At 40.0% G+C, this 22,069-nt stretch carries 23 protein-coding genes and 1 other RNA gene; 15 read left to right on the forward strand and 9 right to left on the reverse strand.

The window, feature by feature from the left end; translation table 11 throughout:
• Positions 1-4: 4 nt before the first annotated feature.
• The 3 genes from ACQRD1_RS07510 to rnpB all read left to right on the forward strand — a co-directional run bounded on the left by ACQRD1_RS07510 (position 5) and on the right by rnpB (position 1,577).
• Positions 5-694 carry an MBL fold metallo-hydrolase gene (locus ACQRD1_RS07510; protein ID WP_235231894.1) on the forward strand — a complete coding sequence of 230 codons (690 nt, stop codon included), beginning with the start codon at positions 5-7 and terminating at the stop codon, positions 692-694.
• On the forward strand, positions 695-1,174 hold the full coding sequence (rnhA, locus tag ACQRD1_RS07515; protein ID WP_235231895.1) for a ribonuclease HI: 480 nt from the start codon (positions 695-697) through the stop codon (positions 1,172-1,174).
• Between the two features lie 40 nt (positions 1,175-1,214).
• An RNA gene (gene rnpB, locus ACQRD1_RS07520) (RNase P RNA component class A) lies at positions 1,215-1,577 on the forward strand.
• Here the strand turns inward: rnpB and ACQRD1_RS07525 are convergent.
• Genes ACQRD1_RS07525 through ACQRD1_RS07535 form a run of 3 tightly spaced genes read right to left on the reverse strand, consistent with a single transcriptional unit; the run spans position 1,578 to position 3,394 of the window.
• On the reverse strand, positions 1,578-2,024 hold the full coding sequence (locus ACQRD1_RS07525; protein ID WP_235231896.1) for an aspartate carbamoyltransferase regulatory subunit: 447 nt from the start codon (positions 2,022-2,024) through the stop codon (positions 1,578-1,580).
• Between the two features lie 12 nt (positions 2,025-2,036).
• The gene (gene pyrB / locus ACQRD1_RS07530) at positions 2,037-2,954 is read right to left on the reverse strand and encodes an aspartate carbamoyltransferase (RefSeq protein ID WP_235231897.1); all 918 of its coding nucleotides are present in this window, start codon (positions 2,952-2,954) and stop codon (positions 2,037-2,039) included.
• Positions 2,955-3,010: 56 nt separating this feature from the next.
• Positions 3,011-3,394 (reverse strand): putative ABC transporter permease, encoded by a 384-nt coding sequence (locus tag ACQRD1_RS07535; RefSeq protein ID WP_235231898.1) that lies wholly within the window; start codon positions 3,392-3,394, stop codon positions 3,011-3,013.
• Positions 3,395-3,478: 84 nt separating this feature from the next.
• Between ACQRD1_RS07535 and pheA the strand changes: the two genes are divergently transcribed.
• The 3 genes from pheA to ACQRD1_RS07550 are packed head-to-tail and all read left to right on the forward strand — an operon-like array spanning position 3,479 to position 7,315.
• Entirely contained in the window at positions 3,479-4,609 is a 1,131-nt protein-coding gene (pheA, locus tag ACQRD1_RS07540; protein WP_235231899.1) for a prephenate dehydratase, read from the forward strand.
• A gap of 41 nt (positions 4,610-4,650) precedes the next feature.
• Positions 4,651-5,940: an ATP-binding protein gene (locus ACQRD1_RS07545; RefSeq protein WP_235231900.1), complete on the forward strand. Its 1,290-nt coding sequence runs from the start codon at positions 4,651-4,653 to the stop codon at positions 5,938-5,940.
• A 37-nt stretch (positions 5,941-5,977) separates the two neighbouring features.
• Positions 5,978-7,315: an MATE family efflux transporter gene (locus ACQRD1_RS07550; protein ID WP_427787217.1), complete on the forward strand. Its 1,338-nt coding sequence runs from the start codon at positions 5,978-5,980 to the stop codon at positions 7,313-7,315.
• A gap of 18 nt (positions 7,316-7,333) precedes the next feature.
• On the opposite strand, the gene ACQRD1_RS07555 is transcribed toward ACQRD1_RS07550, so the two are convergent.
• Positions 7,334-9,073 (reverse strand): Rqc2 family fibronectin-binding protein, encoded by a 1,740-nt coding sequence (locus ACQRD1_RS07555; protein WP_427787218.1) that lies wholly within the window; start codon positions 9,071-9,073, stop codon positions 7,334-7,336.
• Between the two features lie 360 nt (positions 9,074-9,433).
• Between ACQRD1_RS07555 and ACQRD1_RS07560 the strand changes: the two genes are divergently transcribed.
• The 9 genes from ACQRD1_RS07560 to ACQRD1_RS07600 all read left to right on the forward strand — a co-directional run bounded on the left by ACQRD1_RS07560 (position 9,434) and on the right by ACQRD1_RS07600 (position 17,833).
• Positions 9,434-10,315 (forward strand): YicC/YloC family endoribonuclease, encoded by an 882-nt coding sequence (locus ACQRD1_RS07560; protein WP_235231903.1) that lies wholly within the window; start codon positions 9,434-9,436, stop codon positions 10,313-10,315.
• A gap of 20 nt (positions 10,316-10,335) precedes the next feature.
• Complete coding sequence (gene gmk, locus ACQRD1_RS07565; RefSeq protein ID WP_235231904.1) at positions 10,336-10,956, forward strand: guanylate kinase; 621 nt, start codon at positions 10,336-10,338, stop codon at positions 10,954-10,956.
• A 3-nt stretch (positions 10,957-10,959) separates the two neighbouring features.
• Positions 10,960-11,196 (forward strand): DNA-directed RNA polymerase subunit omega, encoded by a 237-nt coding sequence (gene rpoZ, locus ACQRD1_RS07570; protein ID WP_235231905.1) that lies wholly within the window; start codon positions 10,960-10,962, stop codon positions 11,194-11,196.
• An 85-nt stretch (positions 11,197-11,281) separates the two neighbouring features.
• Complete coding sequence (rimO, locus tag ACQRD1_RS07575; protein ID WP_235231906.1) at positions 11,282-12,604, forward strand: 30S ribosomal protein S12 methylthiotransferase RimO; 1,323 nt, start codon at positions 11,282-11,284, stop codon at positions 12,602-12,604.
• On the forward strand, positions 12,604-13,146 hold the full coding sequence (gene pgsA / locus ACQRD1_RS07580; RefSeq protein WP_235231907.1) for a CDP-diacylglycerol--glycerol-3-phosphate 3-phosphatidyltransferase: 543 nt from the start codon (positions 12,604-12,606) through the stop codon (positions 13,144-13,146). The genes rimO and pgsA overlap by 1 nt, the downstream gene beginning before the upstream one ends.
• 2 nt (positions 13,147-13,148) lie before the next feature.
• On the forward strand, positions 13,149-14,396 hold the full coding sequence (locus ACQRD1_RS07585) for a competence/damage-inducible protein A (RefSeq protein ID WP_235231908.1): 1,248 nt from the start codon (positions 13,149-13,151) through the stop codon (positions 14,394-14,396).
• A 12-nt stretch (positions 14,397-14,408) separates the two neighbouring features.
• A complete protein-coding gene (locus ACQRD1_RS07590) occupies positions 14,409-15,785 on the forward strand; it encodes a GNAT family N-acetyltransferase (RefSeq protein ID WP_235231909.1) in 1,377 nt (458 codons plus the stop codon).
• 179 nt (positions 15,786-15,964) lie between these two features.
• Positions 15,965-16,657, forward strand: a complete 693-nt coding sequence (locus ACQRD1_RS07595; RefSeq protein WP_158372156.1) for an iron-sulfur cluster assembly scaffold protein — start codon at positions 15,965-15,967, stop codon at positions 16,655-16,657.
• 165 nt (positions 16,658-16,822) lie between these two features.
• Positions 16,823-17,833, forward strand: coding sequence for a GGGtGRT protein (locus tag ACQRD1_RS07600; protein ID WP_235231910.1), 1,011 nt, complete (start codon positions 16,823-16,825; stop codon positions 17,831-17,833).
• Positions 17,834-18,209: 376 nt separating this feature from the next.
• On the opposite strand, the gene ACQRD1_RS07605 is transcribed toward ACQRD1_RS07600, so the two are convergent.
• The 5 genes from ACQRD1_RS07605 to ACQRD1_RS07625 all read right to left on the reverse strand — a co-directional run bounded on the left by ACQRD1_RS07605 (position 18,210) and on the right by ACQRD1_RS07625 (position 21,845).
• Complete coding sequence (locus ACQRD1_RS07605; RefSeq protein WP_235231911.1) at positions 18,210-18,437, reverse strand: hypothetical protein; 228 nt, start codon at positions 18,435-18,437, stop codon at positions 18,210-18,212.
• A gap of 11 nt (positions 18,438-18,448) precedes the next feature.
• Complete coding sequence (locus ACQRD1_RS07610) at positions 18,449-18,727, reverse strand: hypothetical protein (protein WP_427787219.1); 279 nt, start codon at positions 18,725-18,727, stop codon at positions 18,449-18,451.
• Between the two features lie 332 nt (positions 18,728-19,059).
• A complete protein-coding gene (locus tag ACQRD1_RS07615) occupies positions 19,060-20,256 on the reverse strand; it encodes an ATP-grasp domain-containing protein (RefSeq protein WP_235231913.1) in 1,197 nt (398 codons plus the stop codon).
• Between the two features lie 58 nt (positions 20,257-20,314).
• Positions 20,315-21,067, reverse strand: a complete 753-nt coding sequence (locus tag ACQRD1_RS07620; protein ID WP_235231914.1) for an esterase family protein — start codon at positions 21,065-21,067, stop codon at positions 20,315-20,317.
• 13 nt (positions 21,068-21,080) lie between these two features.
• Entirely contained in the window at positions 21,081-21,845 is a 765-nt protein-coding gene (locus ACQRD1_RS07625) for an alpha/beta hydrolase (RefSeq protein WP_235231915.1), read from the reverse strand.
• Positions 21,846-22,069: the final 224 nt, after the last annotated feature.

Here is a 22,069-nt window from a genome sequence, read left to right on the forward strand (position 1 = left end):
AAGAATGCGTATTACTTATTTGAACCATAGTGGATATGTGGTGGAAGAGAAAGATATTGTCCTGATCTTTGATTATTATAAAGGATATCTTCCTCCAATTACAGAAGAAAAGAAAATCTATGTATTTGCCAGCCATGTTCATTATGATCATTTTAAAAAAGAAATTTTCCAATGGGCAGACAGGTATAAGAATATACAATATATTTTGTCAGATGATATTATGGCGGAAGGACCGGATGGCAAGACTATTTATATAGGGCCTCGTCAGGAAATACAAGTAGATGAGTTACAGATTAGAACGCTTCGCTCTACCGATGAGGGTGTAGCGTTCTTTGTACGCTTTCGTGACAAAGTGATCTATCATGCCGGAGATCTGAACTGGTGGCACTGGGAAGAGGAAAGTGAAACTTATAATCTGATGATGAAGCGAATGTTTCAGAATGAGATCGGGAAGATAGAGGGAGAGAGGATAGATGTGGCTTTTGTGCCGCTGGATCCGAGGCAGGGCGAACAATATTACTGGGGACTTGATTATTTTATGAAGCATACGGATACAAGATGTATCTTCCCTATGCATATGTGGGAAGATTATGATATATATGAACGTTTGATGGAGAATCCGGCTGCGGAAGAATACAAAAATCGAGTGATGCATGTGATCCGACCACAACAGGTGTTTGAAAGGAGTATGTAAATGCAGGTAAAAATATATACAGATGGCGCTGCCCGGGGGAATCCGGATGGACCAGGAGGATATGGAACAGTTCTGGAATATGTAGACTCAAGAGGAGAACTGCACACAAAAGAAATCTCCCAGGGATATCAGCGTACCACGAATAACCGGATGGAACTGATGGCAGTGATAGCCGGGCTGGAAGCTTTGAACCGGTCATGTGAGGTAGAACTTTACTCAGATTCCAAATATGTCGTGGATGCATTTAATCAGCATTGGATTGACGGATGGATGAAAAAGGGATGGAAGAGGGGAAAGAATGAACCGGTCAAGAATGTCGATCTGTGGAAACGTTTATTAAAAGCAAAGGAACCTCATCATGTTACATTTATCTGGGTAAAAGGTCATGATGGACATCCTCAGAATGAACGATGTGATACATTGGCGACAACGGCGGCTGATGGGAATGATCTGATCGTGGATGAGGGAATTGCAAAATAAGAATTGTATTTTAAAATAAGATGTGATATAGTAACCAAGGCAAGTAAGACAAGTAATCGCAGCTGTAAGTGCCGAAAGGCAGCAGGTGAGGAAAGTCCGGGCTTCACAGGGCAGGATGCCGGATAACGTCCGGTGGAGGCGACTCCAAGGAAAGTGCAATAGAAATGAACCGCCCGTGCAGAAGACTCCTTCTGCACAGGTAAGGGTGGAAAGGCAGTGTAAGAGACTACCGCCTTGCTGGTAACAGCAGGGGCATATGTAAACCCCATCCGAAGCAAGACCGGATAAAGACAATGTGGCGGCCCGTCACGTCTTAGGTAGGTCGCTGGAACCCATCGGCAACGGTGGGTCTAGATAGATGATTACTCAACGACATAACCCGGCTTATCGTCTTGCTTGCTTTTTATTTTCGATTGCCATCGTATTTTTCTTCACAGTACATGCATCGATAGATTTCTTTTTCAGGATCGGTCAATACGAATACGTGGTCCAATTCCTGCTCAATAGAGGTAATGCATCTTGGATTCTTGCATCGGATGATGTTCGTAATCTTTTTTGGAAGATGCAGGGATTTCTTCTCTACAATCTCAGAATCCTTAATAATATTAATCGTGATATTGTGGTCGATGAATCCTAATACATCCAGGTCAATAAAATCAATTGGGCATTCAATCTTCATAATGTCTTTTTTGCCCATTTTACTGCTTTTTGCGTTTTTAATAATAGCAACACAGCAGTCTAATTTATCTAAGTGAAGGTATTTATAGATTTCCATACTTTTGCCGGCCTGAATATGATCTAATACAAATCCCTCTTCAATACGTCCTACATTCAAAGTGTTATTTACCATGTTCATATCCCCCTATACTTCGATTTCTAACAATGTCAATATCAATGCCATACGAATATATACACCATACTGGGACTGCCTAAAATAAGCTGCTCTTGGATCATCGTCAACTTCAACAGAGATCTCATTGACACGTGGCAGTGGGTGGAGAACATACATGTCTTCTTTGGCCAGCTGCATTTTCTTGGCATCCAGAATATAGAAGTCCTTCATTCTTACATAGTCTTCTTCGTTGAAGAAACGTTCTTTCTGTACACGAGTCATATAGAGTAGATCCAGATTCGGAATTGCATCCTCCAGACGAACAACTTCTTCATATGGAATATGATTCTTGTCCAGAACATCGGAGCGGATATAGCTTGGAAGTCTTAATTCTTCCGGTGAAATCAAAACAAATCTGATGCCCGGATATCTGACTAATGCATGAATCAAAGAGTGAACCGTACGGCCAAACTTCAAGTCCCCACAAAGACCAATGGTCATATTGTCGAGATGACCTTTTAGACAACGAATGGTCAATAAATCGGTCAGTGTCTGGGTCGGATGCTGATGCCCGCCATCGCCTGCATTGATTACAGGGATTGTAGCATGCTTGCTGGCTACCATAGGTGCGCCTTCTTTTGGGTGGCGCATTGCACAGATATCTGCATAACAGGAAATCATACGGATGGTATCGGATACACTTTCTCCCTTGGCGGCAGAACTGGAATCTGCAGATGAAAATCCGAGAATGCTCCCGCCCAGATTCAACATGGCAGCTTCATGACTTAATCTTGTTCTTGTACTTGGTTCATAGAAGAGGGTCGCTAATTTCTTCCCCTCACAGGCATGCGCGTATTTCGTTGGATTGGCTTCAATATCAACCGCCAGATCCATTAATTTGTCTAGTTCTTCCACGGAAAAATCCAGTGGACTCATCAAGTGTCTCATAATAACCTCCCACATCGAAAATCTTTCATACATCATATAATAAATGCGAAAGATTTTCAATGTTTGTTGAGAATTTTTTCGAACAACAGTCCAGCGCCGAACCATAGAGGTGCATAGTCCAGTCGTATCAGACCATCAATATTTAACGGAGCATTACTATAATCCCATGGGCAGGCATTATGTTTCTTCAGAAAAGAGCCTGTGACATATTCTCCAATAAAAATACAACATGTATAGACCCCTCCTCTTAACCATATACTCTTTCCTTTTAATCGCCTGCAGATTGGAGATAGAAAGCTAGCCATTCCGTAGATGGGGAACATCCAGATAGAAGTATTCCCAGTAAGTTTCGGATTGTCTTCACGAAGAGAACGAAGGCCGGTAAAAAGGATTTCCATGCACCAGCCAGCAGTTCCACAAGTTAAAAAATTGTGTCTCATAACAATAAGTATGCCAATGGAAGGTGGATTTTATGCGAAAAATGTATTATAATACAGATTAGTTTGTGTAAAGGAGATTGCCAGATGTCGACATTAGAGGAATTAAGAGAGAAATTAGATCAGGTAGATGATCAGATCGTAGAGTTATATGAGCAAAGATCAAAACTTACCGAAGAGGTGGGAGAATATAAGATTCGTAACGGGATTAAGGTATTTGACCGTCAGCGGGAACATGATAAATTACAGAATGTAGCAGCAAAAGCAACTACGGATTTTAATAAAAAAGGGATTCGGGAAATATTTGAACAGTTGATGTCTATCAGTCGTAAGAAACAATATCAGCAGCTGGTGGAAGCCGGAGCACTTGGCCGTCTTCCATTTATTGAGGTAGACAGCCTGAATGCAGAACATGCAAGAATTGTTTTCCCGGGTACAGAAGGAGCTTATAGTCAGGCTGCAATGCAAGATTATTTTGGAGAAAACTGCAATAGCTTTTATGTGCGGACATTTCGAGATGCCATGGAGTCTATCGAAGAGGGGGCAGCTGACTTTGCAGTGCTTCCAATTGAAAATACAACAGCCGGAGCTGTAGATGAGATGTATGATCTGCTGGTAGAATTTGAAAATTATATCGTAGCAGAAACCATTATTCCGATCACGCACACGTTGTCCGGACTCCCAGGAACGAAATTGTCAGATATTGAACGGGTATATTCGAAAGGTGTTGCATTGATGCAGGCATCCAGATATCTGGATGAACATAGTGATTGGCAGCAGATCAGTGTTGCAAACACCGCGATTGCCGCAAAGAAGATCCTTGATGAACAGGATATGACTCAGGCGGCGGTCTGCAGTGCATATGCTGCAAAGGTACATGGACTGGAGCTCCTCGAAGATAATATCAATGATAATCCAAATAATTTTACAAGATTTATCGTTGTTACAAATCAGAAGATATTTTTGAAAGATGCGAAGAAGATCAGTATCTGCTTTGAAGTGCCTCACGAAAGCGGATCTTTGTACCATTTACTTTCGCATTTTATCTATAATGATCTGAACATGAGCAAGATTGAGTCCAGACCAATTGAGGGAAGAAACTGGGAATACCGTTTCTTCGTTGATTTTGAAGGTAACCTTGCTGATGCGGCTGTGAAAAATGCAATCCGCGGACTGAGAGAAGAGAGTCGCAGTCTTAAAATCTTAGGAAATTACTAAGCGGAAGATGACATATAGAGAAATACCAGGGAGTGACGAAGATGAGAACAAATGAATTGATGCTATACAAACATATGGAAGACGGACAGATTCTTCAGGATATGACGTTTCTTATGGAAAATTATGACAACGATTATTACAATCAGGAAGACTTGAAAGGATTATTATTCGAGTCTGTCAATGAGATATTGGAAATGGCAGTGAGTCATGGATTTGAAGGAAATCTGTGGCACAATTATCTGACCTATCTGTTGGCAAGCCATGAAAATGCTTACAGTACTTCTTGTGAAATTGTTGGAGAAGTGGAAGGAAGCATTAATCAGGTAGCTTTACATGATTTTGCCATTTTTAAAGAATTATTTGATTATAATTTTAAGGAGTTGGAAGAGGCACTGGATGCCAAATGTCTGTCAATTCTGATGGAATATCAGGGAACTAGTGGGTATGGTAAGGTATTTAATCGAAGAGTCCGTGACAGAATCTGTGATCTTAGCAGAAGCCTTGCAAAGACAAAAGATGTAGAGGAATTTAAGGCAACTCTTACACAGTTTTATAAAGAATTTGGGGTAGGTAAGCTTGGACTTCATAAGGCATTTCGTGTTGAACATACAGAAGAAGGTGCACAGATCGTTCCAATTACAAATATTGCACATGTACATTTGGACGATTTGATTGGTTATGAACTTGCAAAAAAGAAATTGATAGACAATACCAAGGCATTTGTAGAAGGAAGAAAGGCGAATAACTGCCTGTTGTTCGGTGATGCGGGGACTGGTAAATCTTCATCCATTAAGGCTATTTTGAATCAGTATTATGATCAGGGACTTCGAATGATTGAAGTGTATAAGCATCAGTTTCAGGATCTGAATGATGTGATCGCACAGATCAAAAACCGTAATTATAAGTTCATTATCTATATGGACGATCTCTCTTTTGAAGAGTTTGAAATTGAGTACAAATATCTGAAAGCAGTAATTGAGGGAGGTCTGGAAAGAAAGCCAGAGAATGTTCTGATCTATGCAACTTCTAATAGAAGACATCTGATTCGTGAGACCTTTAAGGATAAGGAAGATCGGGATGAGGAACTTCACACCAATGATACCGTGCAAGAGAAACTGTCGTTGGTTGCAAGATTTGGTGTGACTATTTATTTTGGAAAACCGGACAAGAAGGAATTCCAGGAAATCGTACGCCAGCTGGCAGCAAAGAATGGTATTGAGATGCCAGAGGAAAAGCTTCTGTTGGAGGCTAATAAGTGGGAATTAAGCCACGGTGGATTGTCTGGAAGAACTGCACAGCAGTTCATTGACTATCTGGCAGGAACTCAGTAAAAAACAAAAGGTATAAGATGAGAGTCAAGATAGAGTTATGGGGAAGAATCTGACAGAAGGAAATGTCTCGAAAACAATGCTGTTGTTCTCGGGACCGATGATATTGGGAAATCTGTTACAACAGTGTTATAATATCGTGGATACGATAATCGTAGGGCAGGTCCTTGGCGCTGAGGCATTGGCAGCTGTAGGAGCTGCCTATACTTTGATGACGTTTTTGACTTCTATATTAATAGGAATGTGTATGGGAAGTGGAACGTTATTTTCGTTTTATTATGGAAAAAGGGATTATGAGCGGCTGAAGGATGGAATAGTGGCATCTTTCCTTTTAGTCGGTGGAATATCTGTACTGATGAATATCCTGGTCTTTGTAAAGATAGATTTTATCTTTAGATTCTTAAATATTCCAGATTCTTTAATGGGTATGATGCATGATTACGTCTGGAGCATCTTCTGGGGAATCTTCTTTGTGTTCTTATATAATTATTATGCGTTTTTACTCCGTGCAGTGGGTGATTCTGTGACACCACTTTGGTTTCTGGGAATTTCCTCTGTATTGAATGTTCTTCTGGATGTGATATTTGTCATGAAATTGCATTGGGGAATTGAAGGAGCAGCATTTGCCACTGTATTTTCACAGATAGCTGCAGGAATCGGAATTGCCATATATACATGGTGGAAAGAGCCTGGGATTCGAATCAGCATTCGAAGGGCACGCCAGTCTATGGGACGGATGCCGGAAATGGCGAGATATTCTTTTGCATCCAGTATCCAGCAATCTGTGATGAATTTCGGAATTTTGCTGATTCAGGGTCTGGTGAACAGTTTTGGAACGATTGTTATGGCGGCTTTTGCAGCGGCAGTAAAAATAGATTCTTTTGCATACATGCCGGCACAGGAATTCAGTAATGCTTTCTCTATCTTCATTTCGCAAAACCATGGCGCGGGAAAAGAGGACAGAGTAAAAAAGGGCGTCCGTTCAGCAGTTATGATATCTGTGCTTTTTTGTATCATCGTGTCTGTAATGGTATTTATTTTTGCGGCTTATCTGATGATGATATTCATCAGTCCGCAGGAGAAGGAGATTATTCAGGTCGGTGTAGGATATCTTCGGGTAGAGGGAAGTTTCTACTGTGGCATTGGAATCCTGTTCCTTCTATATGGATATTATCGTTCTATCGGAAAGCCGGAGATGTCAGTAGTCTTGACGGTGATATCTCTGGGCACACGAGTCGTATTGGCATATATACTGGCTCCTGTTCCAGAGATTGGAGTATGGGGAATCTGGTGGGCAATTCCAATCGGATGGCTGTTGGCAGATGTGACAGGATTCATAGTAATGAGAAAGATAAAAAGATCCGTACGTATCGGATAATCTGAAAAAGCTGTGCAGTTAATCTTGCACAGCTTTTATATTGGATATATCAGAATCAATCATTAGAGAATAGTTCGTATAGTATACCACAAAGCCAGGTTTGGCACCGTTAGGTTTTTTGACATGTTTTTTCTCTACGTAGTCAATCTCTACTTTATCACTGCCACGGTTCTTAGAGTAGTATGCAGCTAATCGCCCTGCTTCTTCAAATGTACAATCCGGAAGTTCATCACCGTTGGTTTTTACGATCACGTGAGATCCCGGAGCACCTTTCGCATGGAACCACCAGTCGTTTCCAGAGGCAAAAGAAAAGGTCAGTTCGTCATTCTGGAGATTATTCTTTCCTACATACATATGATAGCCATCGCTGGAGATATAATGCATTGGCCTACTGGTAAGCTTAACCTTCTTTTTAGAATATTTCCTGCGGATATAGCCGGTTTGTATGAGTTCTTCTTTAATCTGTGCGAGATCTGCCTCGCTCCTGGCAATATCAAGAGAGTTGCTAATAGATTCTAGATATTGAATATCATCTGCGGTTTCTTGAATCAGTCCTGTCAGTGCTTCGTAAGTTCTCTTTTGTTTGTTATATTTCCCAAAATATTTCTGTGAATTTTCTTGTGGTGTTTTGGTAGGATCCAAAGGGATGGTAATCTCCTGGTTCGTGTAATAATTTAGCGCAGTTAATTCCTTTGAGCCAGAGGGAAGATTGTAACCATAAGTGTTGATTAATTCACCATATACTTTATATTTTTCACGGTTTTCCGTATCTTTTAACTGTTTTGTCTGAAGATCGTATTTTTTACGATTCCGTTCCAGCGAAGTCTGAACTACGTGACGTAAATCAGCGCTTTTCTGGTGAATGCGGGTCAATGTGTTCTTAGTAGAATAATACGTAGCAAGCACTTTTGAGATAGAATCATATTCTTTTTCTGTGTACTCTTGATAATGAGAAAGGGGGAGAGCACTGAATTCTTTCGGTTCATTTCTATTATAATAGATTGTTGGATGGAAATTGCCGGATTTAACATCTTCTATATAATAGATAAATTGTCGATATAAATGAGTCAGTACATCTTTGGAAAGATTATTAGCGCTTATTCCTGAGTCTAAAGCACCCAGATAACAGATTTCCTCTGCAACAACAGGACTTATACCAGTAAAGCTGGTATAGATTGTCTTACTGAGAGGCATTGGTTTATTTTGTAGAATCGTGATAAAAGCTTCGAGATCTACAGTTAAGGGATCTTGTTTTGACATTGTATCAGGAATGAAGTATTGGCGTCCCGGCAATACTTCACGAATGGAACTCATTTGAGCCGATACATGCTTAATGCTATCAATAATCATTCCATTATCATCACAAAAGATGATATTACTGTGCTTTCCCATGATTTCTATAATAAGTTTTTTCTTGCACAGATCACCAAGTTCATCCAAGTGTTCAATATCCAGATGAATAATTCGTTCTAATTTAGGTTGAGAAATACAAGTGATGCGCCCGTTACCAATATGTTTCCGAAGAAGCATACAAAAATTAGGCGCAGTCATAGGACTTGGTTTGTTCTCGTCGGTTAAATATATCAAAGGAAGGGAAGCGCTGGCCGAGATATAGAGGCGCTTTTGTCCTTGTGGTGTCTTGATTGTAAGCAGCAATTCGTCAGGTTCCGGCTGGGCAATCTTGGCAATTCGCCCATCGACAAGGTTCGATTGTAATTCCTGAACGATTGCAGCAACAGTTATTCCGTCAAATGCCATAATATGGTTCCTTTCTACTAAGATAAAGTCCGTAGTGCATTTGCCCTATGCAGACCAGATAGGGCCCACAGTGCCAGCTCAAGAACAAAGTTCTTTCGCTGAGGGCATTCGCCCTATGCAGACCAGATAGGGCCCACAGTGCCAGCTCAAGAACAAAGTTCTTTCGCTGAGGGCATTCGCCCTATAAAAACACATAGTCTCATAAAATCCTGCTGGCAGGATTTTATGTTCCTAAGTGTTTTTGCACTGTTCATTGCTATATCATAACATAGTTGACGGGATTTGCCAAATGACTTATAATAAACAATGGCGTAAGTGCCGATTGTTACAAATATATTAGAATTAGAAGAGGTCCATAATATGATAAAAAGTATGACAGGATTTGGACGCTGTGAGGTGTCTGATGGGGAGCGGAAGTTTACTGTGGAGATGAAGGGGGTAAACCATCGTTATCTTGATGCCAATATTCGTATGCCAAAGAAACTGAATTTTTTTGAAAGTGCAATTCGTAATTTATTAAAGAAAAGTGTTCAGCGAGGTAAGGTTGACATTTTTATTACCTATGAGGATTTGTCTGAAAGTCAGGTTTCTTTGAAGTATAATGAGAAGCTTGCAGAGGAATATCTGACCTATTTTAAGAAGATGGAGGAATCGTTTTCTCTGGAAAATGATATTCGTGTTTCTACACTGTCACGATATCCGGAAGTGTTGACAATGGAAGAGCAGCTGATGGATGAAGAAGAATTGTGGAATGGACTGAAAAAGGCTCTGGATGGTGCGATCAAGCAGTTTGTTGAGACCAGAGCGTTGGAGGGTGAGAACCTGAAGACGGATATTATCAATAAGCTAGACGGTATGTTGAAACTGGTGGACGTTATTGAGGAACGTTCTCCGCAGATTGTGGCTGAGTACCGAGAAAAGCTTGAGACGAAGGTACATGAATTGTTAGAGGATACTCAGATTGAAGAGGGGAGGATTGCTGCAGAAGTAGTGATATTTGCGGATAAGATATGTACAGATGAGGAAGTGGTCAGACTCCGCAGCCATATCTTACATATGAAAGAGACACTCCAGTCTGAGGAAAGTGGAATTGGACGTAAGCTTGATTTTATTGCGCAGGAGATGAATCGAGAGGCGAATACGATTCTGTCAAAAGCGAATGATCTGGAAATCTCCAATATTGGAATTGATTTAAAAACAGAGATTGAAAAGGTCAGAGAACAGATTCAGAATATTGAGTAGTGAAAAGAGGGGATAAATTCATGAGGGAAAAAGGAATTCTTATTGTTGTATCTGGATTTTCTGGTTCCGGTAAAGGGACCATTATGAAAGAAATGATGCGTCAGTACGATAATTATGCGTTGTCCATATCTGCCACTACAAGAAATCCGCGTCCGGGTGAAGAAGATGGTCGTGAATATTTTTTCAAAACAGTGGAAGAATTTGAAAAAATGATTGCGAAAGATGAATTGATAGAGTATGCTAGATACGTGGATAATTATTATGGGACGCCGCGAGCATATGTAGAAGAACAGTTAGATGCTGGGAAGGATGTTATCCTTGAGATAGAGATTCAAGGGGCCTTGAAAGTGAAAGAGAAGTTTCCGGAGACGTTGTTATTGTTCGTGACACCACCGACTGCAAAGGAATTACGCAATCGTCTGGTAGGACGAGGAACGGAGACCATGGATGTGATTGATTTCCGTATGAACCGTGCCAAAGAAGAGGCTGAGGGCATGGATCAGTATGATTATCTGATCATTAATGATGTACTTCAGGATTGTGTTGAACAGATGCATCGGATTATCCAGGGAGAACACAGAAGAAGTTTTCGTAATATAGAATTTATAGAGAATATGAAAGCAGAATTGAAAGGAGAATAGTGTATGTTACACCCATCTTACACAGATTTAATGAAGGTAGTAAATAAGGATGTAGAAGAAGGCGAAACAAAAGTTGTTAACAGCCGTTATTCTATTGTTATGGCTACTGCCAAGAGAGCAAGAGAGATTATTGACGGAGCTATGCCGCTTGTGCCTGTGAAGGACAGCGAAAAACCGTTATCTATCGCTATTGATGAACTGAATCAGGCCAAGATTAAAGTGGTTGGAGAAGAAGAGTAAGAGAATCATATACGGTTTGACGTGAATATAAGGCAGATGCCGTGAGGTATCTGCCTTTCTTCACAATAATTGGGAGGAGGAAAGAATGAATATATTATTTATATCTCTTGGCTGCGATAAGAATCTTGTGGATTCGGAAGTAATGCTTGGACTTTTAGATGCAAAAGGATATCAGATGGTAGATGATGAGACATTGGCAGATGTTATTGTGGTCAATACTTGTTGTTTTATCCATGATGCAAAGGAAGAGAGTATACAGACGATTCTGGAAATGGCGCAGTATAAGACGAAGGGAAGATTGAAGGCATTGATTGTGACTGGATGTCTTGCTCAGAGGTATCAGAAAGAAATTCTGGAAGAGATACCAGAAGTAGATGCTGTGCTTGGAACAACATCTTATGATAAAATTGTAGAGACAGTGGAGGAAGCCCTTGCAGGTAATGGACATTTGGAATTGGCAGATGTTGATGCATTGCCTTTAGTAGATGTAAAGAGATTGGTAACAACGGGCGGCCATTATGCATATTTAAAGATTGCAGAAGGATGTGATAAGCATTGTACTTATTGTATCATTCCAAAGATTCGCGGCAATTACCGAAGTGTACCAATGGAAAGGCTTTTAAAAGAAGCAGAAGAATTGGCTGAACAGGGAGTAAAGGAACTGATCTTGGTAGCACAGGAGACGACTTTATATGGAAAGGATCTTTATGGGGAAAAGTCTCTGAGTAAGTTGTTGCGTGAATTATGTAAAATAAATGGTATCCGATGGATTCGGATTTTGTATTGTTACCCAGAAGAAATTGATGATGCATTAATTCAAGTAATGAAAGAAGAAAAGAAAATCTGTCATTATCTTGATCTTCCGATTCAACATGCGAATGACACTATCTTAAAACGAATGGGAAGAAGAACTTCGAAACAGCAGCTGAAGAAGATTGTAAGAAAACTTCGCCAGGAGATTCCGGATATTGCTCTTCGTACTACTCTGATTACCGGATTCCCCGGTGAGACACAGGAACAGCATGAGGAATTGATGGAGTTTGTAGATGAGATGGAATTTGACCGTCTGGGAGTGTTTACTTATTCGCCGGAAGAAGATACACCGGCAGCGGAGATGTCGGATCAGATATCAGAAGAAGTGAAGCAAGAACGTCAGGCAGAACTGATGGAATTGCAGCAGGATATTGTATTTGATCAGGCAGAAGATATGATTGGACAAGAAGTTCTTGTCATGATAGAAGGAAAAGTTGCTGATGAAAATGCTTATGTAGGACGGACCTACAAGGATGCACCAAATGTAGATGGGCTGATCTTTATAAATACTGATGAAGAACTGATGTCCGGTGATTTTGCTAAGGTAAAAGTAACTGGAGCATTAGAATATGATTTGATAGGAGAGTTGATGTAATGAATTTACCAAATAAATTAACTGTATTAAGAATAATTATGGTACCTTTTTTTGTGTTTTTTATGCTGACAGATGTAGGTGGATCTGCGAATAAGTGGATCGCCCTGGTGATTTTCTGTGTGGCAAGCCTTACAGATATGTTGGATGGAAAGATTGCCCGTGCAAGAAATCTGGTGACAAATTTTGGGAAGTTTATGGATCCATTGGCAGATAAGCTGTTGGTATGTTCTGCAATGATCTGTATGATTCCATCAGGGAAACTTCAGGCCTGGTTTGTAATTATCATAATTGCCAGAGAATTTATTATCAGTGGATTCCGCCTTGTGGCATCAGATAACGGAATTGTGATCGCTGCCAGTTACTGGGGGAAATTTAAGACCGTTTCTCAGATGTTTATGATTATTGTATTGATCATGGATCTCGGAGGTGTATTTGACGTGATTGGAACTGTGTTGATATGGGCATCCTTAATATTGACAATCATATCTTTGGTTGATTATATTGCAAAGAACGTACAGGTATTGACACAGGGAGGCATGTAAAAATGACAGTAGAACTGATTTCCGTAGGGACAGAGATTCTATTAGGTAATATTATCAATACGAATGCAGCCTATCTTGCGGAAAAATGTGCAATGTTGGGGTTATCTTGTTTTCATCAGAGTGTAGTAGGAGATAACGAAGAACGTTTGGAAGATACGGTCCGTCTAGCACTTTCCAGGGCAGATATCGTTATTCTAAGCGGAGGTCTTGGTCCAACAAAGGATGATCTGACAAAAGAAGTAACAGCAAAGGTATTTGGAAAAGAGCTACGTGAAGATACACATACAAAAGAAAGAATCCAAGAATATTTTCGCCAGGTACACAGTAACCAAGTAACTCCAAACAATTGGAAGCAGGCATTGGTCCCTGACGGTGCAATCGTGGTTGACAATCATAACGGAACAGCACCAGGACTCATATTAGAAGAGAATGGCAAGATTGCAATTCTTCTTCCTGGACCGCCAAATGAGATTAAGCCGATGTTTGAAAGAGACATTGCACCTTACTTGAATCGTCTGCAGCCTGAAGGAATCTATTCGAAAATGATAAAAATATGTTCCATCGGAGAGAGCAAAGTGGAAACGATGATTGCCGATCTGATGGATACACAGACGAATCCAACGATCGCACCCTATGCTAAGACTGGAGAAGTACATCTCAGGGTAACTGCCAAAGCAGCAGATGAGGAAGCTGCTAACGCATTAATTGCTCCTGTAATGGAAGAATTATTCCATCGGTTTGGCGATAAGATCTATACCACGGAAGAAAATATCTCTCTGGAAGAGGCAATTGTGAGAATACTTGAAGAGAAGAAACTATCGGTCACAACTGCTGAGTCTTGTACCGGAGGGCTTCTTGCAGGCAGGATCTTGAATGTAGCAGGAGCATCGAATGTATATAAGGAAGGTTATATTACTTATTCTAATGATGCAAAAGAACGTCTGCTGAAGGTAAAAAGAGAGACTTTGATGCAATATGGAGCAGTCAGTCCACAGACAGCCTGTGAGATGGTGCGTGGCGTCGCGGAAGCTACAGGGGCAGATGCAGCTCTAAGTGTGACCGGTATCGCAGGACCTGGTGGCGGAACCAAAGAAAAGCCAGTTGGACTTGTATACGTAGGATGTTATGTAAAAGGGCATGTCAGGGTAGAAGAATTTTATTTTACTGGCAATCGCGACAAGAATCGTGAATATGCGGTCGCAAGGGCTTTGACATTACTTCGTGAGGAATTATTGAAGTATCATGCCTAAGGAGGTTGAATCATGGAAATAAGAATGCTGCAACAATACGAGCTGCTGCCGGCACTTCATCTTGTATGGGATGTATTTGCAGATGAAATTGCACCTTCTTATACTCCGGAAGGTGTTGCTGAGTTCCAGAAGTTCATCAAATATGACAACATTTATACAATGTGCCAAAGAAGAGAAATATTCTTCTTTGGTGCATTTCAAGGTACAGAATTATGCGGTACAATCGCAGTCAAAAACGATGGACATATCAGTCTGTTCTTTGTAAGAAAACAGTATCGAGGAAAAGGCATTGGTCGGATGCTGTTTCAGTGTGTTTATAATTATTGTGCTCAGCAGCTTTGTGTCAAAACAATTACTGTAAATTCAGCGCCACAGGCAGTGCAAAAATATATACATCTGGGAATGCATGTGACTGCGGAAGAACAAGTAGTAAATGGTATTCGTTCTGTTCCATTAGAAATGTATGTGATTCCTGGGTTGGTAAGACCTGTAAAAAAGAAATCTAAAAAACCGATTATTATTGTAAGTATTATATGTATGGTCATAGTTATCGGACTGTTTGTTGGTGAAGTCAAACTGCTAAAAAGTATACAGAAGAATATCTATGATGTTCCAGACATTTATGAAGAATTTGCAGAAGAGCCAAATCACGAATATGATCTTCCAAATGAAGAAAAAGAAGATTCAACAGATGAAGAAAATCTACAAGGAATTGAATCAATTCCAGAAAAAATCGAAGAAAATTTGTCGTATGAAATAACGGAAGATACATACTCATTTTCTGATCGAGAAAAGGAATCTATGTTGATTGAATTCAATGTAACATATCCGGTCGTTCATGGATTACCAGATGCCGACATAGAAGAAAAAGTAAATAAAGCATTGAAGAATTGTGCAATGCAGACAGTAAATGAAATCTATAATAATCCTTCTAATACGATAAAAGAAAGAGTGATCAGCGAAAAAAATCCTATGCTGATAAGCTATGCAAAATATAAAGTATGTTATGCGTCAGATGACCTAATAAGTATCGCCTATGAAGATTATAATTACGAAGGCGGAAGCCAATATTATTCCCAGCATCTCAGAACATGCAATATCAATCCCAAAACTGGAGAAACATACCAATTAAAAGATCTGGTAGATATCAACGATGAAGTGATTGATCAATGGCTTCAAAATATGCGTGACGAAACAAAAAACGACAGCTTCCTGTCAGAATTAAGCAAAGAAGAAATCAAAAAAACCCTGGAAGGCGACAGCCTTGATGGCGTTTACATTGTCAATTATTACATGGATGAAGAAGGAGTTCAGGTAGGATACGATTTAAATTATAAAAAAGATGATTCCCATGATTTGGGATTTTCGTGGGTGACAGCAAAAATGTAAAAAAAGGGGACGTAGTATTTTTTGGTTTTACTACGTCCCCTTTTGAAAAATGTGGTGTACCCAAATGAAAAACAATTGACGAATGTAGAATAATGTGAGAAAATATAAATAAGTATGGTGTTAAAGATATAACAAGCCCTACGACAGAAAAATCATACATAGTTGAAAGGAGTTTTAAAATGATTTATTCACATGAAGTAGAAATGATGTGTCCGGTGGCTCAGGGTGCGAATCACGGACCAGCTCCGATTCCGGAAGAAGCAAAATGGGTACAGGCTAAAGAAGTAAAAGATATTTCTGGTTTTACACACGGTATTGGCTGGTGTGCTCCTCAGCAGGGTGCATGTAAACTTACTTTAAATGTTAAAGATGGTATTATTCAGGAAGCTCTTGTTGAGACAATCGGATGTTCAGGAATGACTCACTCAGCAGCCATGGCATCTGAAATCCTTCCAGGAAAAACTATTTTAGAGGCATTGAATACAGACCTTGTCTGTGATGCTATTAATACAGCAATGAGAGAATTGTTCCTTCAGATTGTATATGGAAGAACTCAGAGTGCATTTTCAGAAGATGGACTTGCAATTGGTGCTGGTTTGGAAGACCTTGGAAAAGGACTTCGTTCTCAGGTTGGTACAATGTACGGAACATTAGCAAAAGGTCCTCGTTATCTTGAAATGGCTGAAGGTTATGTAACAGGTATTGCTTTGGATGAGAACGATGAGATTATCGGATATCAGTTCGTAAGCCTTGGAAAATTCACTGACTTCATCAAAGCTGGTGATACACCTAACGATGCTTGGGAAAAGGCAAAAGGACAGTATGGACGTGTTGCAGACGCAGTAAAGATTATTGATCCTAGAAAAGAATAGACGCGATAAGCGGACAGAGAAGGATGACCTGGTCAGATGATTCATGCTTGTATGAAATCGGTAGACCGGGACAGGCTTTGAAGGCGCAACGCGCCACATGAACGAGGTTCATGTGTGTTCGTGGGAAGATTCAAAAGGTAACAAAAAAATCAGGAGGACAAGTAAATGGCTTTATTTGAATCATATGAAAGAAGAATTGATAAAATCAATGAAGTATTAGGAAGCTATGGTATTGCTTCCATCGAAGAAGCAGAGAAGATTACAAAGGATGCCGGCCTTGATGTATACAATCAGGTAAAAGGTATTCAGCCAATCTGTTTCGAAAATGCATGTTGGGCATATACAGTAGGTGCAGCAATTGCAATTAAAAAGGGATGTAAGACAGCAGCTGATGCAGCAGCAGCAATCGGAGAAGGCCTGCAGGCTTTCTGTATCCCAGGTTCTGTAGCAGATCAGCGTAAAGTTGGTCTTGGACATGGTAACTTAGGAAAGATGCTTCTGGAAGAAGACACAGATTGTTTCGCATTCTTAGCTGGTCACGAGTCATTCGCAGCAGCTGAAGGTGCAATCGGTATTGCAGAGAAGGCAAACAAAGTTCGTAAGAAACCACTTCGTGTTATCTTGAACGGACTTGGAAAGGATGCTGCAAAGATCATTTCCAGAATTAACGGATTTACATATGTTCAGACAGAATATGATTACTATACAGGAGAACTGAAAGAAGTTCAGAGAATCGCTTACTCTGACGGACTTCGTTCTAAAGTTAACTGCTATGGGGCGAATGATGTACGTGAAGGTGTTGCCATCATGCACAAAGAAGGCGTAGACGTATCTATCACAGGTAACTCTACCAACCCAACACGTTTCCAGCATCCAGTTGCAGGTACATACAAGAAAGAATGTATCGAGCAGGGCAAGAAGTACTTCTCAGTAGCATCCGGCGGTGGTACAGGACGTACACTTCATCCAGATAACATGGCTGCAGGTCCAGCTTCTTATGGTATGACAGATACTTTAGGACGTATGCACTCTGATGCACAGTTTGCAGGTTCTTCATCCGTTCCAGCCCATGTTGAGATGATGGGCTTAATCGGAGCAGGTAACAACCCGATGGTTGGTATGACTGTTGCAGTTGCAGTTTCCGTAGAGGAAGCCGCTAAAGCTGGAAGATTCTAATTAATAGCGTAAAATCAGTATTTTTAGAATGTTTTAACATTTTAAAAAATCAATAAATGCTAATACATTTGTTATTTATTTGTTAACGTATATTTGTTAATATATTTAAAGTGGGAGATGATGGATTTTCTCCCACTTACTTTAGTTTTTCAAGATTTTATCTTAACCATTCTAAATCACGGACTGTGTAAGTTGATTCTGTAATATCTTTTATTGAGTGTCTTACCATTTCTTTTAGTGCATATTCATCGACATTCGTTTTTTTACATCTGGTTACAAATGTTTTTCTCGGATCATGAGGACGATGTTCCGGGTTGAGATGAAGTTCGCCGGTTACTTTCTTAAATCTATTCGCATATTTGTCGTAAGTAAGTTTCTATGATCCGGCATGAGTCTGCCCTTTGTTATTTAGCAAATATTCGCTTCCTATAGAAGCGGCAAAATCATAATTATTCTTTAAGAGTTCTATGATTTTGGTATGAATTGGAACTATGCGTTGTTTGCCAGCTGGCGTTTTTATTCCGGCTTTCATGTACCACTTTTCAAGATTGATTACATCTAATCTTAAAGCAGCAAGTTCTTCGGTCTCCATCCCATATAACATTGCATTATAATCTAATCTACGTATCTTACTTTCCCTACGTTTTTCCAGAGAATGTTCATCTCATCATCGGTAAATGGAATATGTGTTCTTGTTGCTTCTTCTTTCTCTTTACTGATATCATTAGAAATTTCAAATGTTCTAGCATAGTTCTTGTCTACAATTTTGTATCCGGGTACATAATCAAGCATAAGATTAAAAAGCGACTTGATTCTAGCTTTCGTCCCTGCGGTAGGAAAAATCTTTTCACCTTTTTTCTTTCCTTTGGTTTCAATTCTATATCCTCCCGCCATGCATCCCTTTATGTGTCTGGCCCTGATATCTTTCACCCTCATGTCATAAACAGAAAAGCAGTAAGCTCATGCTGACGTAATTGTTCTAATGGAATTATCAGCGATTTCTTGAAAGTATTGATCCGTCCAATTATCATAAACTTGTAAAAGGAAAATACTATTTTGTAAATGATAAGAATGAGTTTTGGTGGTATAATCCAGATACTGGTGAAATAAACCCATTGAGCCTTAAGTTGGATAGTAAAGAATAAGATATGATGATTTTTAAATGTATAAGCCTGTCAGCTTTTTGTAGCATGACAGGCTTAGAATAATTTAAATGTATTTGTCGATTAATTACATTTCAAGACATTCTTATAGAAGCTATCCATTTCTTTCTTAGTATTGAATACCGCAACATACATCTGATTACCCATCGCACCGGACAATACATCAGGAATCCGGTCGACCATCTTCAGGTTATCACCATATTTTTCAAGAATTTCTTCATGACTCAGCACGAAATCTTTTCCATCTCGACGCCCGGCATAAGCACAGTAAGCATGTTTGCCGTCTGGCAGAGTGGAGTGATCAAAGGCGATCATATCCGCCCAGATCTTGTATACATTGGTACTGTTAGCGTAATTCATCATATCAGGAGAAAATCCGCCGCAAGGACGCATGTTAACTTCCAGAGCCACAACATCGCCTTTCTTGCCCATTCCGTCGTGATCCTTTAGAAGACGGAAGAATTCAAAATGAACGAAACGGCTTTTTACACCGAAGCTTTTTACAGTAGCACGTCCGGCAGTACGTACATCCTCAGAAAGATTTTTCACAATATGATAGATAGAGTTATCAGAATTATTGACGATATCCATGATTGAATCTGGAGTTACGTTACCCGTCTCGAACATTGGATCGCCATTAGAATCGATGACAGCATCGTAAGAATTAACTTCTGCGTCGATAAACTCCTCCATGATGTATTGTGTATCAGCTACTTTCTCATTAAAGAACCGAAGAAGATCTTGGTCAGATGAAAGCTTAAAGGTATGGGATGCGCCAACACCATTGTCTGGTTTTACAATGACTGGATAACCAACGAGCTTAATAAAATCCTGACAATTTTCGACATTGTCAACCAGATGATAGCGGGCTACCGGGATTCCAGCCTTCGTGTAGAATTCTTTCATCTTTGATTTGTATTTAATACGAGGCATGTCTTCTGTGTGGAAACCGCTGGAGATATTAAAATCTGTACGCAACATTGCATCACGTTCCAGCCAGTATTCATTGTTAGACTCCAGCCAGTCGATCCGTCCGTATTTATAAGTAAAAAATGCAACGGCACGGTATACTTCATCATAATTTTCCAGACTGTTTACTTTGTAATACTCATTCAAACTGTTTTTTAATTCCTGAGATAATTCATCGTAAGGCTGATCGCCAATACCCAGAACATTAAGACCATTTTTCTTTAATTCCGCACAAAACTGCCAGTAGTTTGTAGGAAAGTTTGGAGAAATAAATATAAAATTCTTTGTCATTTGTGTTTACTCGCTTTCTTTTGTTGAACTATAACGTTACATAGAAAAAGAAACCCCTCTAATCTAACAAATATGGTACAAAATAAGTGACTTGTTTGTACCACCAGATCCAGTCATGGTAGCAGTCCATTCCCCAATAATCTACCCATGTATGGATACCCTTGTTTTTCAGAATACCATCCAACTGTCTGGTAGAATCCGGAAGTTCCCATGCTCCCTGCCCAACACAGATGGCTGACTTTTGTTCATTATACATAGAAATGTAAGGATGATCTAATGGCATATTTGCCAGATAATGAATTGGTGAATTGTTATAGACAAGATCATCCATGTAAGAACCGAATCCATATTCTGCAGTATAGATTCCGCTTAATGCTAATAGTCTGTCAAAGAGATCCGGACGTCGGAAATACAGGTTAGCGGCGTGAGTTGCCCCAAGACTACAGCCGAAGACCAATACACCCGGATAGCCGGTCCAGCCATTGCATTCATTCACCATATCACGCATAAATGGAACCATCTCATCCGTGATATAGCGTATCCAGTCCTCGTAGCGGCAGATTCTCCATCGAGGATCCCCTTCTTCATTAGACCATGTTTCCTGATCGATCGTATCAATGGAAAATACCATGACTTCTCCAGAATCAATCCATGGTGCCCATATGTCAGTCATATGAAAATTCTCAAAATCAAAGAATCGGCCGTTCTGACAAGGAATGAAGAGCACCGGACGACCGGCATGTCCATAGACCTTACATTCCATATCTTTATTAAGCGCTGGGCTGAATTGCTTAAAATATTGTACTTTCATAAGTTTCCTCCTGTTATTTCTGGTATAGCAGAGTATTCATGAAAAATGGAATCTGCTTTTCCCAGCTCGCTTCGCAGTGATCTCCGCCGGGAACAATCCGACAGTCAAGCATCACATGACGTTTTAAAAGCAGAGATGCCACTTTTCCAAATTGTTGTAACATGTTTGGATGGAAATGAATCTCTCTGGAACCATAATCCATGTAAACAACCGTATCTGGTTGGATCTTTGACCGTTTGGTCAATTGCTCGATTCTTTGAATATCTACCCAGAGGGATGGGGAGAGACAGGCTGCACGAGAGAAGTAGCGATTATATTCTAATACAGCGTACAGGCTCATCAGACCACCCATAGAACTTCCCGCGATAAAAGTATGCTCACGATCTGGCTGGGTAGGAAAGCGTTCGTCAATTTCTTCTTTAAATGTATGAATCAGCCATTCCATTGTCGTTCTGCCACGGCCAATAACTTTTCCAAAACGGGAATCGTTGAAAGAATATGGTGAATATTCTTCCAGCCGTCCATTGTTCGGACTATGATTACATTCTACCGCAGCAATGATCAGAGGAGTGGATGTGGCATCCATATATTCTTTCATTCCCCAGCTCTTGCCATAGGTAGCATGTGAATCAAAAAACACATTGTGTCCATCAAACATGTATAAAACTGGATAACGTTGATCTGAATCTGTATGACAAGATTCCGGTAGGTAGACATAGGCTTTGCGGGGGTCGTCAGCTGTCAGTTCCGGAATAGTAATGTCCCATGTATAAACCATATTAATACCTCCAATCTGTGTATTATTTTTTTATATAATACACCCATGATATCCAATTATTTAATATAGCACACTGTGCCATAGATGGCAAGAAAAGGTTGATTTTCCACACTTTTGCAGTTAGTTATGAACTGATATAGCTCGAAAGCTTTATAGAATAAGGCTTCCGAGCATTTTTTATTTTATATTTTCAACTTTTATATATGGCGTTTTATAACGTTTCG

It is taken from the genome of Bariatricus sp. SGI.019 (assembly GCF_050315235.1).
GTDB lineage: Bacteria > Bacillota > Clostridia > Lachnospirales > Lachnospiraceae > JAFBIX01.

What these genes read in the sequence shown, in the direction of transcription:
- ACQRD1_RS07510 (WP_235231894.1), top strand. Translation starts at nt 5, where the DNA reads ATGCGTATTACTTATTTGAACCATAGTGGATATGTGGTGGAAGAGAAA.
- rnhA (WP_235231895.1), top strand. Translation starts at nt 695, where the DNA reads ATGCAGGTAAAAATATATACAGATGGCGCTGCCCGGGGGAATCCGGAT.
- ACQRD1_RS07525 (WP_235231896.1), bottom strand. Translation starts at nt 2,024, where the DNA reads ATGGTAAATAACACTTTGAATGTAGGACGTATTGAAGAGGGATTTGTA.
- pyrB (WP_235231897.1), bottom strand. Translation starts at nt 2,954, where the DNA reads ATGAGACACTTGATGAGTCCACTGGATTTTTCCGTGGAAGAACTAGAC.
- ACQRD1_RS07535 (WP_235231898.1), bottom strand. Translation starts at nt 3,394, where the DNA reads ATGAGACACAATTTTTTAACTTGTGGAACTGCTGGCTGGTGCATGGAA.
- pheA (WP_235231899.1), top strand. Translation starts at nt 3,479, where the DNA reads ATGTCGACATTAGAGGAATTAAGAGAGAAATTAGATCAGGTAGATGAT.
- ACQRD1_RS07545 (WP_235231900.1), top strand. Translation starts at nt 4,651, where the DNA reads ATGAGAACAAATGAATTGATGCTATACAAACATATGGAAGACGGACAG.
- ACQRD1_RS07550 (WP_427787217.1), top strand. Translation starts at nt 5,978, where the DNA reads ATGGGGAAGAATCTGACAGAAGGAAATGTCTCGAAAACAATGCTGTTG.
- ACQRD1_RS07555 (WP_427787218.1), bottom strand. Translation starts at nt 9,073, where the DNA reads ATGGCATTTGACGGAATAACTGTTGCTGCAATCGTTCAGGAATTACAA.
- ACQRD1_RS07560 (WP_235231903.1), top strand. Translation starts at nt 9,434, where the DNA reads ATGATAAAAAGTATGACAGGATTTGGACGCTGTGAGGTGTCTGATGGG.
- gmk (WP_235231904.1), top strand. Translation starts at nt 10,336, where the DNA reads ATGAGGGAAAAAGGAATTCTTATTGTTGTATCTGGATTTTCTGGTTCC.
- rpoZ (WP_235231905.1), top strand. Translation starts at nt 10,960, where the DNA reads ATGTTACACCCATCTTACACAGATTTAATGAAGGTAGTAAATAAGGAT.
- rimO (WP_235231906.1), top strand. Translation starts at nt 11,282, where the DNA reads ATGAATATATTATTTATATCTCTTGGCTGCGATAAGAATCTTGTGGAT.
- pgsA (WP_235231907.1), top strand. Translation starts at nt 12,604, where the DNA reads ATGAATTTACCAAATAAATTAACTGTATTAAGAATAATTATGGTACCT.
- ACQRD1_RS07585 (WP_235231908.1), top strand. Translation starts at nt 13,149, where the DNA reads ATGACAGTAGAACTGATTTCCGTAGGGACAGAGATTCTATTAGGTAAT.
- ACQRD1_RS07590 (WP_235231909.1), top strand. Translation starts at nt 14,409, where the DNA reads ATGGAAATAAGAATGCTGCAACAATACGAGCTGCTGCCGGCACTTCAT.
- ACQRD1_RS07595 (WP_158372156.1), top strand. Translation starts at nt 15,965, where the DNA reads ATGATTTATTCACATGAAGTAGAAATGATGTGTCCGGTGGCTCAGGGT.
- ACQRD1_RS07600 (WP_235231910.1), top strand. Translation starts at nt 16,823, where the DNA reads ATGGCTTTATTTGAATCATATGAAAGAAGAATTGATAAAATCAATGAA.
- ACQRD1_RS07605 (WP_235231911.1), bottom strand. Translation starts at nt 18,437, where the DNA reads ATGTTATATGGGATGGAGACCGAAGAACTTGCTGCTTTAAGATTAGAT.
- ACQRD1_RS07610 (WP_427787219.1), bottom strand. Translation starts at nt 18,727, where the DNA reads ATGGCGGGAGGATATAGAATTGAAACCAAAGGAAAGAAAAAAGGTGAA.
- ACQRD1_RS07615 (WP_235231913.1), bottom strand. Translation starts at nt 20,256, where the DNA reads ATGACAAAGAATTTTATATTTATTTCTCCAAACTTTCCTACAAACTAC.
- ACQRD1_RS07620 (WP_235231914.1), bottom strand. Translation starts at nt 21,067, where the DNA reads ATGAAAGTACAATATTTTAAGCAATTCAGCCCAGCGCTTAATAAAGAT.
- ACQRD1_RS07625 (WP_235231915.1), bottom strand. Translation starts at nt 21,845, where the DNA reads ATGGTTTATACATGGGACATTACTATTCCGGAACTGACAGCTGACGAC.